Source organism: Cupriavidus sp. SW-Y-13, assembly GCF_009793345.1.
Lineage (GTDB): Bacteria > Pseudomonadota > Gammaproteobacteria > Burkholderiales > Burkholderiaceae > Cupriavidus.
Map to the genome: position 1 here is coordinate 1,022,177 of NZ_WHLX01000002.1, position 17,227 is coordinate 1,039,403.

Genomic DNA, 17,227 nt, shown 5'->3' on the forward strand with positions numbered 1-17,227 from the left:
AGCGACCCACGCCTGGCGGTTTCGCGTGTGGTGCTCAATCTCGTGAGCTACGCTCGCTGGCCGACAGGGGGACCAACCGTACGCGTCTGCGTGGATAGCGCGGCAGACGACGTTTATGCCGGGGTCAACGGACAGCCCATTTCAAACGGGCGATTTATCGCAGCGCAGATTCTCAATGCCCTGGACACGACAGCGGTATCCCAATGAGATGCCGTGTATCTGCTCGATCTCGCGGACAACCGGCGAAGAGCGTTGGTCTCCGAACTTATTGGTAAGCCTGTTCTGATTATTGTTGAGCGAGACCAGGCCTGTGAGGTTGGCAGTATGTTTTGTTTAGACATCCGCGAAGATCACACATCGTTCCGCATCAATCTTGACTCGATCGCCCGTAGCGGCATTCGTGTACACCCGGGCGTGCTGCAGTTGGGTCGGCGCACCACGAAGGCGCGATGAGAATCTTCCGCCGGACACGGACCCCTGAGCGTTCCCCTCCCTCCCGGGCCATGGACGCCAGCCAGGCAGAGCGCCCTACCTTGTATGGCGCGCTACGGCGTGCCCACCTCAGTGTCGCGCTGATTGCCGTGCTGACAGCCGGCATTTCACTCACGATCGTCGGCCTGACCGCGCTACGTGCCTACGCGGACCACAATCTGCAACTGGTGGCCCGCTCCATCAGCTACACGGTGGAAGCCGCCGTGGTCTTTCGGGATCAGGAGGCCACCCTGGCTTCCCTGACGGCCATTTCTGCCAATGAGAATGTCGCTGACGTCCTGGTGCTGGATGTTGACGGGAAGGTGCTCGCCGATTGGCACCGAACGCCTGGAACGTCTTCGTCCCCCGTCCGCCAGATACTTGGAAACTGGCTGACACCCCGGCCCGTTGAACTCACTGTTACGAGCGCAAACCAGCCCGTGGGCACCGTGCGCGTGTCAGGCGACCCGACCGCATTCGTATTCTTCCTTCTGCAGGGGGCTCAAGGCCTCTTGATTTGTCTGCTGTTGACAGCCGTGGCAGCGCATTATGTGTCGCGCCGGATGATGCGCGATATCGTGGCACCCCTCAAGCAGCTCATGCACATCGCACATGCCGTGCGATCGGAACGCGCATTTGCACGCAGACTTCCCGCGGCGCGCATCACCGAATTGAATGAGCTGTCTGCAGACTTCAACGCATTGCTTGCTGAACTCGAAAGCTGGCAAAACCAGTTGCAGAGTGAAAACAGCGCGCTTGCGCTTCAAGCCACCCGCGATGGACTGACCGGCCTGCTGAACCGTTCCACATTCATGCAGTCGCTTGAAACCGCCATAGCGACGGCAGCAGACGAGGCGCATTTCAGCGCCGTCCTCTATCTGGACAGCGACGAATTCAAGTCGATCAACGATCTTCATGGCCATGCAGCCGGCGACACCGTGCTCGTCGAGATTGCCAAGCGTCTGCACAGCTGCGTGCGCGAGAGCGATGCCGTCGCACGCCTGGGCGGCGACGAGTTCGCGGTGCTGATCCGCACGCTGCGCCAGCCTCAAGACGCGGTGAAAGTGGCCGAGAACATTATTTCCGCGATGAGCGCGCCATTTTCAATTTCGCCAACCAAAACGGTTCGGGCTGGCCTGAGCATTGGCCTGGCGGTATTCCCCATTCACGCCCGGTCCGCCGAATCGCTGCTGGACGCCGCCGACGCCGCCATGTATGAGGCCAAACGCGATGCGCGGGGGACGTGGCGCGACGCTACCTCCTCTTCTGCAGACGTATAAAATAGCGCCGCATCGATTTTGCTCAAACCGAATATGCCCCTTCGCTTGACCTCGTCACCACGTCGCCGCGCGTTGTTATCCATCGTGTCGTTGACCGTCCTTCCGCTGATTGGCTGCGCGACACACGAATCGCAAACCGGGAAGCTGACACCCGTTCAGATTGCCCTTTTGCAGAATGAAGGGTTCAAGCTCACCGAGAACGGCTGGGAACTAGGGCTATCGGAAAAGGTACTTTTTGGTTTTGATGAGTACACCATTTCCTCCGAACATCAGGCGCCGCTGTTACGGCTAGGACGTCTACTCGCCGATGCCGGAATTTCCGATCTCCAGATCAATGGCCATACGGACGATGCCGGGAGCGAGGAATACAACCAGAAGTTGTCGGTGCGTCGAGCCACGGCAGTGGCCCGCGTGCTCAACAGCGTCGGATACTCCCAGGAGCGGATTCACGTGCGCGGCTTCGGCAAGACAATGCCCATTGCGGACAATCGAACCGCTTCCGGCCGCGCAGAAAACCGTCGCGTGGCCATCGTCGTTTCGGTGGACTAGGACCAACAGGCCATCCGACGCGGTCCCCGATCAAGTTCCATTTTTTTGAAAAAAGTGCAGCCTGGCGCTCGTTTCGCCGCCGAGCACCCCGACTTCCGCCGCGCGGAATGCCGGAGACAAATTGGGGCGCATGGACCGGGTAGCCGGGACAAAACATGCTTCCGACGTCACCATATGTGGCGCCGAACTGATGAATAAAGGGGCTGCCCGCTACCGCTTGTTGAAATTCGTGGGAAATGCCAACAAGACTTGACGCTTTATCCACACCCATATTGCACTGCATCATCCCGACCAGTATCATGCGCGATTCCAATTTTTCGCGCACACTGCAGAACCTGCAGAAAGCCCCTCGCCTTGCTGACCCCGTGCAGCGGTAGGTGGCCCGCGACGTCGAGCACCGACGTACACCGCGAAACTATCTGGCGCCCGCCTAGGAGTATGTATTGACTCATCCGGATCGTGACGTTGACGCTTCGAACTCGATTCCAAGCAGCGCACAGCCCAGTCGCCGCAAGACTGCGGGCAAGGCCCAGGCGGTAGCCACGCCTGCGGACAGCGCATCCAGCGCCCGCCTGGACGCGGAGCGTCAGAGCCAGATGCGCACGCTGATCGCCCTTGGACGCGAGCGCGGCTACCTCACCCACGCGGATATCAACGACCATCTGCCGGACAACGTGACGCCGGCAGCGATGGACACCATCGTCAGCACGTTCAGTGACATGGGCGTGGCCGTCTACGAACAGACGCCAGACGCGGAAACGTTGCTGCTGAGCGACGCCGCCCCGACTACCGCATCCGACGACCAGGCGGACGAAGAGGCGGAGGCGGCACTGTCGACCGTCGACTCCGAGTTCGGCCGCACCACGGATCCCGTCCGCATGTACATGCGTGAAATGGGTTCCAGCGAATTGCTGACCCGCGCGGGAGAGATTGAGGTCGCCAAGCGGATCGAGAGCGGTCTGCAGGACATGATTCAAGCCATCGCGGCCTGCCCGTCCGTGGTGTCCATGATCCTGACCGATGTGGACCGCGTCGTCGCCGGCGAGTTGCGCATCGACGAACTTGTTGACGGTATCACCGACGCCACGGACGCGGGGGACATCACGACGCTCGCGTCCGACGAGTCGTCTGCCGAAGTCGATGCCGACGCCGATACCTCCGAGTCCAGCGACGACGCGTCGGACGACGACGATGACGATGCTGGCGCCGGCGACTCAGAAAAAGCGAACGCCGCCCGCCTGGAACAGCTTGCGACCGACAGTCTCGCCATTTTCGCGCGCGTGCGTGCCTTGTTCGATCAAGTGCCCGACGGGGTGGTCTCCGGTAAAGCGCGCTCTGCAGCCATTGCGGACTTGCGCGCGGAAATCCAGCGTGAACTCGCACCGATCCGCTTTACGGCCAAGATGATCGACCGTCTGTGTGCGAGCGTGCACGACAAGGTTGCCGAGGTGCGCACCATCGAACGCAGCATCCTGGAAATTGCCGTCGAACGTTGCGGCATGCCCCGTGAAGCGTTTATCGAGTCCTTCCCCGGTCATGAAACCGACCTCGAATGGACTAGCCGCGCAGCCGCTTCGTCCAAACAGTTTGGCCCAGCGCTCGAGCGCCACCTGCCATCCATTCAGGCGAACCAGCAGAAACTCGTCGACATCGAAGCGCAGGTCGCGCTGCCCCTGAAGCAGTTGAAACAGATCAACCGCCAGATGAGTGCCGCCGAGAAGACAATGCGGCAGGCCAAGCGCGAAATGATCGAAGCCAACCTGCGGCTGGTTATTTCCATTGCGAAGAAATACGTCAACCGTGGCATGCAGTTCCTGGACCTGATTCAGGAAGGCAATATCGGCCTGATGAAGGCGGTGGACAAGTTTGAATACCGCCGCGGGTGGAAATTCTCGACATATGCGACGTGGTGGGTTCGCCAGGCCGTGACGCGGGCGCTTGCCGATCAGGCACGCACCATTCGTGTGCCCGTCCACATGATCGAGACGATCAACAAGCTCAACCGGATTTCGCGCGAAATCCTGCAGCAGACCGGTCAGGAACCCGATCCCGCCGTCCTCGCCGAACGCATGGAAATGCCAGAGGAAAAGGTGCGCGGCATCCTCAAGATCGCAAAGCAGCCTATCTCGCTGGAAACTCCCGTGGGCGAGGAAGGCGATACGACGCTGGGCGACATGATCGAGGACAGCGCAACCAGCTCACCAGCAGAAGCCGCAGTGCTCTCCGGCCTGCGCGCACAGATCGAAGCGGCGCTCGCCGAATTGTCGCCGCGCGAGGCCAAGGTCTTGCGCATGCGCTTCGGCCTGGATACCAACACCGAGCACACGCTCGAAGAGGTGGGCAAACAATTCGACGTGACCCGTGAACGGATCCGCCAGATTGAAGCCAAGGCAATGCGCAAGTTGAAGCATCCGACGCGCGCCGACAAGTTGAGGCTGTTTCTGGAACGTTAAAAGAAGGCGGGGCAACCCGCCTTCCTTGGCGATCTCTGTACGAGACGGATCACGCCACACGCGGCAGCGTGATCCGGCAGCCTTTCGAAAAGTTCTGACAACCCCAGAACAATCGCCTTCTCCCCTCTCGCGGCAGCAACTTCACGCCACAAGCTACACACGTCGGCGTGCGGTAGTCGCCTTCAAATGCCCTGGCCAGCAAAATGGCCCGCTTGTCCTGATCGAGTGCCTGAATTCGCTCAATAATGCTGGCGCCGTCCAGTAACTGAATCCGAGCCTCGGCGGCATAGTCCCTGACCGGCTGACCGACGAAACCGGCCAGCGACCAGAACACTCCCCTCTGAACCCGCTTCGCGTGCATGGATCCGCCTAACGCCCGAACCGTTTCCACCTTCACTGGCGACCGCCATGCCTTGCACTGGACAAGGGCGACGGGGGCAGCCACACCCTGCTTACTCAATGTCGCATCAATCCCGCCATCCGCACCATGCGAAACCGTCGACACAGTAAAGTCCATGGCTTCGTAGTACCACACGCATAACTGCTCAAACCGCTTCCATTCGAGTTGCTTGAGTGCGTCGAGGGACCATTCGGTCGGTTTTTCCTGTGGAGTTTGCGGATTGGAGTTTGCACCCGGAATTGGATTAATGACTCGCTTGAAGCCTCGCTCACCTTCAGCGCGGCGGCCTTTCCCTGGCCCGCTAGCATTGCCCGTCGAAGCATGCACCACCGATTGAAACTTTCGGGCCCGTAGAAAGGCTAGCAGCCCCAGAAAGCTGAACACAGCGGCAGGCACCCATGCCAGGGATCTGCTGGCTATGGCAATCCCGCGCAGATATGGGCTAGATACAAAGATGGCAGGAATGACCGTGTGAAGCCCAATATAGCTACCTAATGCCAATAAAGCGGATACCCACCAAGGAGAATCCAGCAAAACTGTGCTGAGCGACGGCGCCCTTCTTCTTCGACCCATTGACCCACCTTTGTTTGTTCACATCGTATGGGCGGGAATTTTGCAGGGTGGCTTTAGCGAGTTGGTTGCTGCGGTCCAACACCCCTCGAAGGAGGTGGGGTTCCTTGATCCATCTTCAGCGCGAGGGGATGGATACGGTTGGGTTGAACGCAATTTATGTTAAATGAGGTGTGTAACTTGGAATTTCGTTCCGACCTACGCACCGCGGCCAGCTTTGCCATTCCTCGATCGCTTCGGCCGGCCAAGCCTCCGATCAACCGCCGACTAGACCTCCTGCCTCAGATTGCGTGCGATCTACTGCAATCCTCGACGAGCTCCAGGGGCGGTTCACCCTATGTGCTGCATTTTCGCAGTTGAAGAAGTTGCTGTTGGTATTCAGCGGAGACCCGTTTTAGTTGCTCAATCTTCGGAGAGCTATATTGCTTGCTAATCGAGTCGCACTCTAGCTCTGCTAACCTTGCTGACCTCATTGATCAGCATTTCCTTAGCGGAGATACGGCGGATTTTTTTGCGAATCCCGGTCAACACCCGTGGCGGCCCGCTCGACAAAAACTCAAGAATCAGCTTTCAACCAGAAATTTTGAACTGCATGTTCTCTGGCGGATCGTAGAGCGTTGACCTCCTCACCGGCACCTCACATCCAAGTCCCCTCAGCGTCTTTTTGTGGGCTTCTCGCAACGATTCATCCATCCGAGGATCGAAGAGAATTCTGTCGAAGAGCTCGTTGGGGTTGATTTCAAAACTAAAGATGTCGCTCTCACAGTGGTTGTCGTCACCGCTGTAGATGAGCCGCATCTCCCTTTCGTGAGCGAATTCCTGCCGCTTATACAACAACGATTCAGCAATCCCTGACCCATCTGCCTTCATCAAGTCTATTTTTTCGAAAATTTCTTTTAGATTATATTTTTTCGCATATTGAACCTTTCCAATGAAGCAACGGAGATCAGCATATTGTCCAACGTATCTCTTTAACGCCGTCAAAATCTTTCGGGGCGTAGTCGTCACCCGCACGCCGTCCTTTTCATGTGAATAGATACGCCACATGGCGTCAGTTTCGCGATGCAAAGTCCAGCATTGTCCATAGACCGATTCCTTCGCAGCAAAGCTTGTACTCTCGCCACCGACTAAAAATTCTGATGAAAGTAATGCGTTCTCAAATGGATCGTCCCATTTTTTTGGTTTTACCAATGTGAGCGTTCGAGTATCCAGGGCTTGAATGAATCGCTTTATTGGAAAAATTCTATATATTCGCCTATCCATCCAAAAATCAATGTCCGAGATCTCAAGATCTCGTTCAGAGAATATATAGCCCACAGGAGGCTTGCTACTCATCGCGACAGTCTTGGTTGAAATCGTCTTCTTCTTTGTCACCAGTTCTTAATCCTTATACATGTGATTAAACACCTGGATCGACACGATAAACCGGCAGGTCATTCCGGCCTGGCGCGCCGTCATGACCCGACGACGCTTATCACGTCGGCGCGGGCCCCGGCTCACGCGCGGTGGCTCGCCGCCAGGGCCGGGAGCAGGATGCCGATGAACGTCTCCATCAGGTGCTCGCTGATCGACAGGGTCCCCGAGACGGACAGCTCTCCGGCCTCACCTCTCCCGTCGTGGACGAACTGGAAACAGACCCGCTCGATCACCGGCGTGAATTTGGGGAAGGCGGCACGCAGATCGTCACTCGCGTTGCCCTGCGACTGGAGTTCCAGCCGGACACTGGCATGGCCGCCGAGCAGCGCGCCGGCCGCCTTCACCTTACGCACAACCAAATGGCCAAAGGGCGGGGCCGTACGCAGGACGTCCAGCAGTGCGAGCACGTCGAAACGCATGGCCTCTACCGAGAGGCCGGCTTCGACTGCGTCCGACAGGACGGACACGAACGACCTGACAGACCGGGGCGGATCGATCAACACGATCACGTAACGCCCACCACTGACCGCCAGCATATGGAATCGGAAAATGGTGTAGCGCACGGACTCGACGTGTCGGATGTCGCCGAACGGGTCCTCGATCGCCTCTCGCTGGACGAAGCGCTCGATGAAACGGCCCTCGATGCGCTTGTTCAGGACCTCCAGCAGTTCGAAACCCAGGCCGCTCTCGAGCGTGAAGGCGGACTTTGCCAGGCGCGCGGCCAGCGCCCGCACCCCAAGTCCGAGATGCATCTCAATCCATTTCGTCTTCGCCATTGCCATGTCGCGGTGCGCCTTACAGCTTCTTTACAACGGCCCGGGCCGCTTCTTCGATGCGTCGCCCAAGCGAGGTGTCCTCGCCTTCCGTCAGCCCGGTCCGAGATTTGTTGTAACTCGAGTCCTCCTGCATCCTGTAGAACCCCCGCGGCAGGTACGAGAACTTGGTGCAGGTCTCCGGCTCGGAAAACTGCGCCTCGAACTCGTACAGATCCGGCTCCAGCGCGTTCTCGCTCATGGATTGCCACACAATCTTCCACAGATAGAAGCCCTTGGCAAAGAGACTGCGCAACTCGTCCGATTGCAGCACGCCCTCGCCCTTGAGCGAAGCCTTGGAGATATGCACGCCGATATCGGTGCCCGTATCGGGGTCGTCATCGTCGCCGTCGGCATGCAATTTCGGCTTGTAGACAAAGGCATCCGTGACATCGCGAAACTTGAAGCCCTGCACGTGCTTAATCAGCTCCGTAAAGAACTGCGAGCGTTTGACGGGGTCCCGCACGTGTTCCAGGGACACTTCGTCGATGTCGAGCGTGTCGTCGGTCTCCGCGGCCACATCCGCGATCAGTGTGCGGGTCCACTCGTCGACGTGATCGTTATGAGGCCCGCTGATGGCAACGGCCCCGCCGGTTGCCGCGACCGTGAGGGTCGCCTCCTTGGCGACCACCTGGCGGAATTCCGTGTGGTTGAACTGCGTGACCTGATATTTCACCACGACGTCGAAACTGCCGTTCTCCCGGACCCGGACATTGGCGATATCGCCGCCCGCGCGAATCGCGTCACACAGCTTGTGCGCCGCCGCCTCGAACTGACCGATCTCCACCGATTCCGACACCACCCGCAGCGAGGATATCCGCTCGCGGCGCACGGGCGATCCAAACAGCTTGGCAAGCGCCTGGTAGTCCTGATAGTCATGCGCCAGGCGCGAGTAATAGTCGGCCAGACTGCGACGCGGCGTCCCCTTCGAGACGATGATCCCGCGGCTGATGAACAGCTCCCGCAGGTGCTGATTCGTGACTGCCGGCAGGTTCAGCGCATCGAAGATTGCCTTGTCGCCAGCACTATAAATGGCCATTTACTTCCCCTTTTTTTCCCAGCCCAGTTCCGTCTTCGAGAAGGTCGTCTTCTCGATCTCGATAATCTCGAGCTCGATTGCCTCCAGCATCGCCTGCTTAGCCGCATCGAAACCCCAGTCGTGCAGATAGGCATCGATCGCGCGCTGAAAGTGGCTGCGGATGTCGCTGTGCGGCTGATGATGGGCCACGCGGATACGGAGGGACTGCCCGGCCTGCGGAATCTGCCAGGTGGCCAGGCAGTCGAACAGATAGACGAATTCCACATAGCTGTTGCCCGGCCGGTTGTAGTAAATCACGTAGCCCGGGCCGTAGCGCTCGACAAGCGTCTTGCTCTTTTCATCGTACTTCGTCACCGCATCATGCGCGATGATGAGGAACGGCCCGGCTATCTGCTCGATGGTGGCCGGTGCCTCGTCCGAGCGCACCAGCACCCTATGCCGGCGCAGCTCGGGGTAGTAGAACCGATAGGTGGTTTCCGGGAAGCTGCCTTCCCGGTGCAGGCGATCGGCATCCGAGATGATCGTGGTCATGTAGTTGATCATCAACGGGTCAATCACATGCAGCAACATATTGGGCTCCAGCGGCAGATTCTCGGTGCGGATCCCTCGCTCGTTTTGCTCGAAGCGTCCCGACTTCTTGGGATTGAAGATGTCGTAGAAGTGCTTGTCATACTCCGCGTCGTGGTTGTAGACAAACAGGGCGCCGCGGATTTCCCGATCGCCCGCTTCCAGGTTGTAGCGGCGGTCCCACTCTTCACTGGATCGCGCACAGTCGATGGTCTGTGCGAGCGACTTCAACGCGGTACGGACCGGCGACGCCGAAATGCTGCTTTTCGAATAGCTTTTCAGATCCATGTTCATGAGGATCCGGCGATTCAGGTAGGGATCCACATAGTGGAACACCACGTCCACCGGATGCGTATGTTCAGCCTTTTCCTTCGCCGTGTGCTTGGTGGCCTTCACGCAGATGAAATTCTGGTCGAGCAAATCGACACGTTTCCAACGAAACCACGCGAAGATCTCCTGCGAAACGCGATTCGCCATCTCCGCCGTGGGTCTTGTTTCACCGCCACTCATCTCGTCTCCAATGCCCGGCAAGCTGAAAAGGGAAAATTATGGGCGATCCGCCCCCCCCCCCGGGCACCCCTCCCTCTGCAGGGCATGGCGGCCAGCCACAGACCGCCCAGGCACGCAAAATCATTCAAACCGTTTGAACATTTTTTCGCATTTCAGAAGAAAATGCCACTTTTAGGCCATAAAATCATAGACTTGTTGACAGCATCGCGGGTGCGCTGAATGCCATCCGAGATTGCCTAGCCAGGCGGGATGCGATCGCCACGGACAAGATTGCGGAATTCGAACAGGCGCTCATGGACAGCATCAGCAATCGAGCAGAACCGTTGCTCTGAGGCTCAGGTCGAATTGCTCTGAATAACAGCGACTCGCCGAACGGCCACATGCAGAGACTCGACCGCCGCGCTCGCATCCCAGGCGAAGAGGCCGTTCGTCTCCCACCTTGAAAGGACAACCGTGGACACAATTCTCAAGAACGCGGTGACCTCCATCCAACTGGGGGTGGAAGACTACCTGTCGACGGACGAGCGGCGCAGCCTTTCGGCCATGCGGAATCTTACCGCTGGCATGTTGCTGCTCTTCAAGGAGAAACTTCGTCGCTTGTCGCCCGCCGACTCCGACGAAATGCTCGTCAAGGCGAAGATCGGTCCCTCGATCGGGGCGAACGGCTCGCTTATCATGCTTGCGGAGGGAAACAAGACCGTAGACGTTGCGCAGATACAAGCGCGATTCAAGTCTTTGAATGTTACCGCCGACTTCAAGCGAGTCAACCGCATCATCGATGTCCGGAACGAGGTGGAGCACTATCGCACTAAAAGCTCACCGGCCCAGATGCGCGAGTTGATGGCGCAGTGCTTCCTTGTCATCAGGGATTTCATCGCACTGGAACTCGATGAAGTTCCTGCTCAACTGTTGGGTAGCCTGACGTGGGAGACACTTCTCGATGAACACGACGTGTATGAGCGCGAACTGGCGGAAACGCGCGCTGCGCTAGCAATGATTGACTGGAAGTCCGATACGCTTGAACGTGTGTCCAAGCATTTCGCGTGCCCTCAATGCGGTTCGGAGCTTCTTCGTCCGACGTGTACGGACATCGTCGTGCTGCATGAACTGACGCTTGGCTGCAGCGCTTGCGGGCAGGAGTCGACGTTCGATGACGTCATCGAGGAAGCCGTCGAAGAGTGCTTTCATGGCGAGGCCTACATCGCGATGACGGACGGGGGTGAGCCGCCTGTCGCTCTGTGCCACTCGTGTTGCAAACACACGTTCATTCTGGAGGATAGCCAGTGCGTAGCCTGCGAGGAAACGCTCGACTACACGGTGTGTGAGATATGCGGCGCAGCCCTGGGACCTGATGACCAGGACAACAATGGCCTCTGCGGATATCACGCATGGCAAGCCCAGCGCGATGACTAACGGGCAGAGAAGACTGGCACGCACGGGCCCGAGCGCCGTTGTCGTTTCGGCGCGCACACCGATAAGAAAGAGAGCTTCCCCCTCTTGCTCACTCTTAACGGCACCAGTTTTTTCTACGATAGCTGTGGCGATAGCGGCGGAGATCAGGCCTCGTTGTGCCGTGGCCGGTATCGGAGCAATCTCCTAAGCTTCCGTCAAGCACCACCGATTCGGTGACCGCACGGGCAAGACGACTCTCGCGACTACGTCTCATTTCTCGCTCGAGATCGAATGGGTCGTGCTTAAGAGCGTCTGCTGCTTTAGCCTGCCTCTGTTTCATCCCACACGATGCTGCTATATCGATAACAAACATTATCAATACTGATGCTTGCGCTTTAGCATCTGCTCGCTGTAAATGGACTCGGCCCGAGCAAGCGGGCGGTAATCGCAATGCAGGCGGTTGCCGCCACTGCATCCACACCGAAATGGCTGGCTACCCAGATGAGCCGATCCACTCGAACCCACACGGAAGCGAGAAGACCGTTCATTTCTTAACAATTCGTACGGCACGTATATCCGAACTGTTGAACGGCATGCAACCTCGGCCCCGAGGCTCATCCGACACATTCTTCTTACCATCATCTTCCGCCTTCGATGGCGAGTCATTGTATGGATCGTAAGGCGTTCGACAAAGTAACTTGATACCTCCAAAGTTGAACTGAAGATACGCACCCAGGAAGACCGCTTCTTTCCCTTCCGTTGTAAATTGTCGGGTCGAAAATGCAGGTATTCCGGCTGCGTAAGCGGCCGACAGTACGGATTCGTTCAACAGTTGGTAAACATGAGGCCGTTTGTCGTTTACTCCGGCAAGCTCAAGGGACTGTTTGGATATCGGCGCCATGAATAGCACCACAGTCATCGCTACGTACAGAACGCCCCCGACGGACAATGCTGTTAGAAACCATAGCTTACGAGGGGAGTGCCCCTCGATTTTTGCGCTTAGATAAGCTAAGCCGGGAACAACGCTCACACACGCCGTAAGACAACAGAGAGCGACAAAGATCGCAGGGCTTGTGATTCCGATATTCTCGGCGACAGACCACATACCCAAAATTGCCAAGGCCGAGCTGACGGATATAATAAACGGGCATATACTCGCAACGAAAATCATACCAAAATAGCAAGCATAAATCCACTTGCTTTCTCGCTGCTGGAGACCGCTGATGTAGCTCTTTAGCTTACTTGTAAGAAGCTGTTCTCTATATACGAATGCCAACAACGCCGCCGTTACCCATGATAAAAAGCAGGCCAGCATGATCGGCGACGCAACATATTTTGGCAGATACGCAATCGAAATGCTGAAGCAAAATTGCCAGACTAGCACCGGAATAAGATGCAGCTTGCAAGCCTGTCTAGCCGCACCCACGGAATTTGGCCGCTCACCTTCAAGAGCCTCTGCCGCAGCGCCAAAAAAAAGAGATGGGGCAATAATTTGCAGCGCAAAGGATACCAGGATTAGCACAGATCCCACTATTAGTGATAGTAGCCCAGGCACCGATCCAATTGAATCTCCGAATAATTCGGACCATCCCAGCTTGCGAAGATACAACCAAATTGTTAAAGCCGGCGGAATTAGCGCAAGCGGCGAGAGCTTAAGCAGGATCTCGAGAAGGTCTTTCAGAAATCCCATCGCACGGGAGATACGTTCCAATAACGGAGGTTTGCTTTCCATTTTTTTCATCTTCACCCAACCCCTTTCTAGTCGGCATTTTCCGCAAATTTCCATACCCCTCGGAAGGTGGGGGCACCCCCACATTGACCTGCCGCCGAAGCAATCTTCGGAGGCCTTGCCCCGTCTCGGCGCCATGCTCCATGCCATCCTCGCAGCACAGTCGCCCCACCAAGCCAAAGTCGGTCCCGTCGACACAGAAGCTCAGACTGGGGCAGCGGCTTCCAATACACCTAGGGTTCTAAATATGGTCGCCACACACAGCACGGCACTTCGAACCGCCTGAGGGTTGAATTTGCACCCCCAAAAAATCCGATAGAAAACATCACTACAGAGATAACTCTAATTATCCTTAACCGATCATGCTGACCTGCCCCCCAAGCAGGTGCTCGCATTCCACCGGGCAATGCACCGCAAAGGCATGCACCCCCCTCATACCCCCAATGAAATCCCCAAATAAACCCCCGCCATTCCAGCAGCCCCCTCCATAACCCCATACCCGCCCTACCGTGCCCTTGTCATACTCTGCAGACAACCTCGCAGACCGGTCCCTCAGATCCGGCACACATGACAAGGAGACAACTCATGCAACGACGAAAGATTCTTCGGATGGCGTTGGGCGCATCCGCTGTGGCGCTTGTGCCTTCGGTGTTCACGCCCGCGCACGCGGCGGATGAATTTCCGACGCGGCCGATTCGGTTGATCGTGCCTTATGGCGCCGGTGGGGTGACTGACCAGGTAGCGCGCGCGTTGGCGGATGCGGCGGGACGGGAGTTGGGGCAGAGCATCGTGGTGGAGAACAAGCCGGGCGTGAGTGGCACGCTGGGGGCGACGCAGATGGTGACCACCGAGCCGGACGGTTACACGCTGAGCATGGCGCCGGTGGTGATATTCCGGTTGCCGCATGTGCAGAAGATGCGCTATGACCCGTTGAAGGATCTGACGTACGTGTCGATGATCGCGGATTACAACTTCGCGGTGGCGGTGAAGAAGGATGCCAAGTGGCAGACCATGCAGGAGTTGATTGCCGACGCCAAGGCTGACAAGAAGGGCATCAGCTACGGCACCACAGGTATCTACGGCAGCCAGCACCTGACGATTTCCGAATTGGCGCGTGTATCGCAATCGAACTGGACGCACGTGCCGTACAAGGGCGATGCCGAGGCGATTACTGCGTTGCTAAGCGGTTCATCGGACGTGGCGGTATTGTCGAATACGCTGCTGCCGTATGTGCAGAACGGACAGATGCGAGTATTGGCGACGCTTTCGGAAAAACGCGCTGCCGATTTCCCGAACGCGCCCACGTTGAAGGAGATTGGTTATCCGGTGTGGTCGAACTCGCCGTTCGGCATCGTGGGTCCGGCCAATATGAAACCGGCTGTGGTGAAGCGACTGGACGATGCGTTCCGCAACGCGCTCAAGGACCCGAAATTCCTGAATGTCACGCGTCAGTTCGGCATGGATACGAACTACATGACACCCGAGCAATACTCGGCCTATGCGAAGAAGGCGTTCAAGAGCGAGGGCGATATCATCGCGCGATTGGCCGAGGCGATGAAGAACCAGTGATGCGCTGAGATTCAACGCTTCGGAATCTTCACGGACTTCACTGCCTTCACTGCCATCCCTGGGCAGGCGTCCTCGCCCACCACATGGGCGCCGGGCCCCTGCCCTGCCATCACATCCTGCGGATTCCGCAGCGGACACGCCTTTAACGACAGACATCCACATCCGATACAGCCGTCGAGCTGGTCGCGCAACATCGTCAATGTACGGATGCGGACGTCGAGGTCTTCTCGCCACGTCGCGGATAACTTTCGCCAGTCGGCCACGGTCGGCGCCTTGCCTGCGGGCAGGCGTGCGAAGGCATCGGCGATGACTGCCAGTGGCACACCCATGCGCTGTGCAATCCGTAGCACCGCCAGCCTTCGCAGAATGCCGCGCGGATAGCGGCGCTGATTGCCGGCGCTGCGCGTGCTCGAAATCAATCCCTTCGATTCATAGAAATGCAGCGCGGATGCGGCCACGCCGCTGCGTTCCACCACTTCGCCAATGGTCAGGGGATCGCGGGCGCGCATCGGTCGCGCGGGCGGCGAGGATGCCGCAATTGAAGCAATCGAGGTTGTTCCGGTCTTCGGAGGGCGGCTCATGACAGGAGGATGAAGCGCAAGGAAAGCCCTTGCAGCACGCATGGTATCGCAACGACGCTTGACCTCAAGTGCGCTTGAGGTTTGACACTGGCGTCCTTTGCTCAGTCCACCGTTCACCAGGAACCTGCCATGTTGCTTGAATCGCCGCGCGCCCCTTATCTCCAGTTCATGAACCCGCCCGATCTCTATGACCCACGCCTCAACGGGTATTCCCACGTCGCGGTGGCAACTCGTCCAGCAAAAATCATCTTCGCTGCGGGTCAGGGTGGCGAGGACATGTGCGGCGGGTTGCTGGCCGATTTCTCGGCGCAGGTGAACCGGGCGCTGTCAAACCTGCGCGTGGCACTGCAGGCTGGTGGCGCCGACATTCCCGATGTGGCCAAGATCACCGTCCTGATCGTCGATCATTCGATGGAGCGGCTTGCCATCTTCAGTCGCGCCTGGCAGGCCTTGCTCGGCGACTGGCCGGCGCCAGCGTGCACGCTGATACCGGTGCCACGGCTGGCTCTCGACGGAATGTTGTTCGAGATCGAGGCCGTGGCGGTATTGCCCGAGTGAAAGGTGAAAGGGTGCTTGCTCAGGGTCGCTTTGCTGGCGCGGTCTTGGGTGCCGAAGCGGGATAGTCGTACGTCTGCGCCGAAGACGCGCCCTGGTTGATCGCCGGCTTGCCACTGCTTTGCTGGCGGCTGCCGTCCTTGTAGACGCCCGTTGCCGGCGCACCGGGCGCGACATCCGATGCCGCCGTGCCCGGTGCGCGGTTGTCGACCCGAGGCGTGGGAGATGGGGTCTGGGCCCAAGCGGAGGCGCCAAGCATCACGGAAACACCGATGACGAGGGTTCGAACGAAGGGATATCGCATAGATTTCTCCTGGGTCATTGGTCGATCAGCGCTGAACTTAAGAACGATTTAAGAACGATTGTCGACCGGCGGTGCGTTCGGATCGCGGCTGCCCGGATCATGCAGGTCCTGGCTGGTCAGCCCGGACCCACCCTCGCCGCGCTCGATATCGCCCCGCCTTTCATCGGGCTTCGATCGGTCGTGGTCAATGCCCGTCGACTCCCGACGCTCCGCATTGCCCGTGCTCTCATTCCTTGCCAGCGGCGACTCGGACGGAGTTTGTGCCTTGTGCTCCGGCGAATTGGCGTCCGGCGTATCGCTGGCGCGGCGCCGATCCCGATTGCGACGGCGGCGGGTTCCGGCATAGGCGAATGGCATGGCATCTCCTTGTCTTTTTGTCTGCCCATCCGGCTGCAAGATCCATACCGCTGCCCCCCGGTGCTCTCCAACGCATATTCGGCATCCCTCATCATCGGGTGTGTGAACCACGGGATACCGATTTACACGGCGATATAAAAGCTGCAATGCCGATGGCCTCGGCGCGGCCCGGTGTAGTCAAGGTCTGACAGGAGTTTCAGGCATCGCCCCCGTGAGCCGCAAAGCCGCGCTGCATATCGTGAAGACACCGACCCACCGTCCAGGAGACACACGATGAAACGCACCCTTGCCACGACCGCTACCGCGATTGCCCTCGGGGCCGCGCTGGCTTTCCCTGTGATGGCCCAGCAAACGCCGACCTCTCCGCAATCGGCAACGACGGGCACCCCTCCTACCCCGGAAGGCCCAAAGAATCCTAAGGCTGACGCAATGTCGGGTTCTTCGTCGATGTCGGGCAGCTCTTCGATGTCGAACGACGCCCGTAGCACCGGCACGGGCAACAAGGACAAGGCCACCAACGCTCGCCACAAGAAACCTCGCGAGCAGGGGGCTGCGGCCACCGTGTCTCCCACCGCGCCTTCGGGTCCGAAGGGTGACTCGCCGGATCCGGCTCCGGGCACCACGAAATAACCGCTCGACGTCACTGCTCTGGACCCCCGCGTCCGTAAATTGC

The 17,227-nt window shown here is 58.4% G+C and carries 17 protein-coding genes; 8 read left to right on the top strand and 9 right to left on the bottom strand.

Features of this window, described 5'->3' with window-relative positions:
* Window positions 1-213 precede the first annotated feature (213 nt).
* From GA566_RS20275 to rpoD, 4 genes are all read left to right on the top strand, one after another.
* Window positions 214-453, top strand: coding sequence for a YfiR family protein (locus tag GA566_RS20275; protein ID WP_160473853.1), 240 nt, complete (start codon window positions 214-216; stop codon window positions 451-453).
* 50 nt (window positions 454-503) lie between these two features.
* On the top strand, window positions 504-1,751 hold the full coding sequence (locus tag GA566_RS20280; protein ID WP_160473854.1) for a diguanylate cyclase domain-containing protein: 1,248 nt from the start codon (window positions 504-506) through the stop codon (window positions 1,749-1,751).
* A 33-nt stretch (window positions 1,752-1,784) separates the two neighbouring features.
* A complete protein-coding gene (locus GA566_RS20285; RefSeq protein WP_137925530.1) occupies window positions 1,785-2,300 on the top strand; it encodes an OmpA family protein in 516 nt (171 codons plus the stop codon).
* A gap of 596 nt (window positions 2,301-2,896) precedes the next feature.
* Window positions 2,897-4,753 (top strand): RNA polymerase sigma factor RpoD, encoded by a 1,857-nt coding sequence (gene rpoD, locus GA566_RS20290; RefSeq protein WP_237380535.1) that lies wholly within the window; start codon window positions 2,897-2,899, stop codon window positions 4,751-4,753.
* 49 nt (window positions 4,754-4,802) lie between these two features.
* On the opposite strand, the gene GA566_RS20295 is transcribed toward rpoD, so the two are convergent.
* The 5 genes from GA566_RS20295 to GA566_RS20315 all read right to left on the bottom strand — a co-directional run bounded on the left by GA566_RS20295 (window position 4,803) and on the right by GA566_RS20315 (window position 9,977).
* On the bottom strand, window positions 4,803-5,726 hold the full coding sequence (locus tag GA566_RS20295) for a restriction endonuclease (protein WP_160473855.1): 924 nt from the start codon (window positions 5,724-5,726) through the stop codon (window positions 4,803-4,805).
* Between the two features lie 567 nt (window positions 5,727-6,293).
* Window positions 6,294-7,097, bottom strand: coding sequence for a DUF2971 domain-containing protein (locus GA566_RS33700; RefSeq protein ID WP_202126845.1), 804 nt, complete (start codon window positions 7,095-7,097; stop codon window positions 6,294-6,296).
* 122 nt (window positions 7,098-7,219) lie between these two features.
* Entirely contained in the window at window positions 7,220-7,921 is a 702-nt protein-coding gene (locus GA566_RS20305) for a hypothetical protein (RefSeq protein WP_160473856.1), read from the bottom strand.
* Window positions 7,922-7,934: 13 nt separating this feature from the next.
* Window positions 7,935-8,990, bottom strand: a complete 1,056-nt coding sequence (locus GA566_RS20310) for a hypothetical protein (RefSeq protein WP_160473857.1) — start codon at window positions 8,988-8,990, stop codon at window positions 7,935-7,937.
* Entirely contained in the window at window positions 8,991-9,977 is a 987-nt protein-coding gene (locus tag GA566_RS20315) for a hypothetical protein (RefSeq protein WP_160473858.1), read from the bottom strand.
* 543 nt (window positions 9,978-10,520) lie between these two features.
* Between GA566_RS20315 and GA566_RS20320 the strand changes: the two genes are divergently transcribed.
* The gene (locus GA566_RS20320; protein WP_160473859.1) at window positions 10,521-11,480 is read left to right on the top strand and encodes a hypothetical protein; all 960 of its coding nucleotides are present in this window, start codon (window positions 10,521-10,523) and stop codon (window positions 11,478-11,480) included.
* A gap of 523 nt (window positions 11,481-12,003) precedes the next feature.
* Here the strand turns inward: GA566_RS20320 and GA566_RS20325 are convergent.
* Window positions 12,004-13,200 carry a hypothetical protein gene (locus GA566_RS20325; RefSeq protein WP_160473860.1) on the bottom strand — a complete coding sequence of 399 codons (1,197 nt, stop codon included), beginning with the start codon at window positions 13,198-13,200 and terminating at the stop codon, window positions 12,004-12,006.
* A gap of 573 nt (window positions 13,201-13,773) precedes the next feature.
* Here GA566_RS20325 and GA566_RS20330 point away from each other — a divergent pair.
* Window positions 13,774-14,757 carry a tripartite tricarboxylate transporter substrate binding protein gene (locus GA566_RS20330; RefSeq protein ID WP_137928319.1) on the top strand — a complete coding sequence of 328 codons (984 nt, stop codon included), beginning with the start codon at window positions 13,774-13,776 and terminating at the stop codon, window positions 14,755-14,757.
* 11 nt (window positions 14,758-14,768) lie between these two features.
* Here GA566_RS20330 and soxR read toward each other — a convergent pair whose 3' ends face one another.
* Window positions 14,769-15,338, bottom strand: a complete 570-nt coding sequence (gene soxR / locus GA566_RS20335) for a redox-sensitive transcriptional activator SoxR (RefSeq protein WP_370459332.1) — start codon at window positions 15,336-15,338, stop codon at window positions 14,769-14,771.
* Window positions 15,339-15,467: 129 nt separating this feature from the next.
* On the opposite strand from soxR, the gene GA566_RS20340 reads away from it, so the two are divergent.
* Window positions 15,468-15,896 (top strand): RidA family protein, encoded by a 429-nt coding sequence (locus GA566_RS20340; RefSeq protein ID WP_137928317.1) that lies wholly within the window; start codon window positions 15,468-15,470, stop codon window positions 15,894-15,896.
* A gap of 19 nt (window positions 15,897-15,915) precedes the next feature.
* Here GA566_RS20340 and GA566_RS20345 read toward each other — a convergent pair whose 3' ends face one another.
* A complete protein-coding gene (locus GA566_RS20345; RefSeq protein ID WP_160473861.1) occupies window positions 15,916-16,197 on the bottom strand; it encodes a hypothetical protein in 282 nt (93 codons plus the stop codon).
* 48 nt (window positions 16,198-16,245) lie between these two features.
* Window positions 16,246-16,554: a hypothetical protein gene (locus tag GA566_RS20350; RefSeq protein WP_137928316.1), complete on the bottom strand. Its 309-nt coding sequence runs from the start codon at window positions 16,552-16,554 to the stop codon at window positions 16,246-16,248.
* Between the two features lie 273 nt (window positions 16,555-16,827).
* Here GA566_RS20350 and GA566_RS20355 point away from each other — a divergent pair, with 273 nt between their 5' ends.
* The gene (locus GA566_RS20355; protein ID WP_137928315.1) at window positions 16,828-17,184 is read left to right on the top strand and encodes a hypothetical protein; all 357 of its coding nucleotides are present in this window, start codon (window positions 16,828-16,830) and stop codon (window positions 17,182-17,184) included.
* Window positions 17,185-17,227 lie beyond the last annotated feature (43 nt).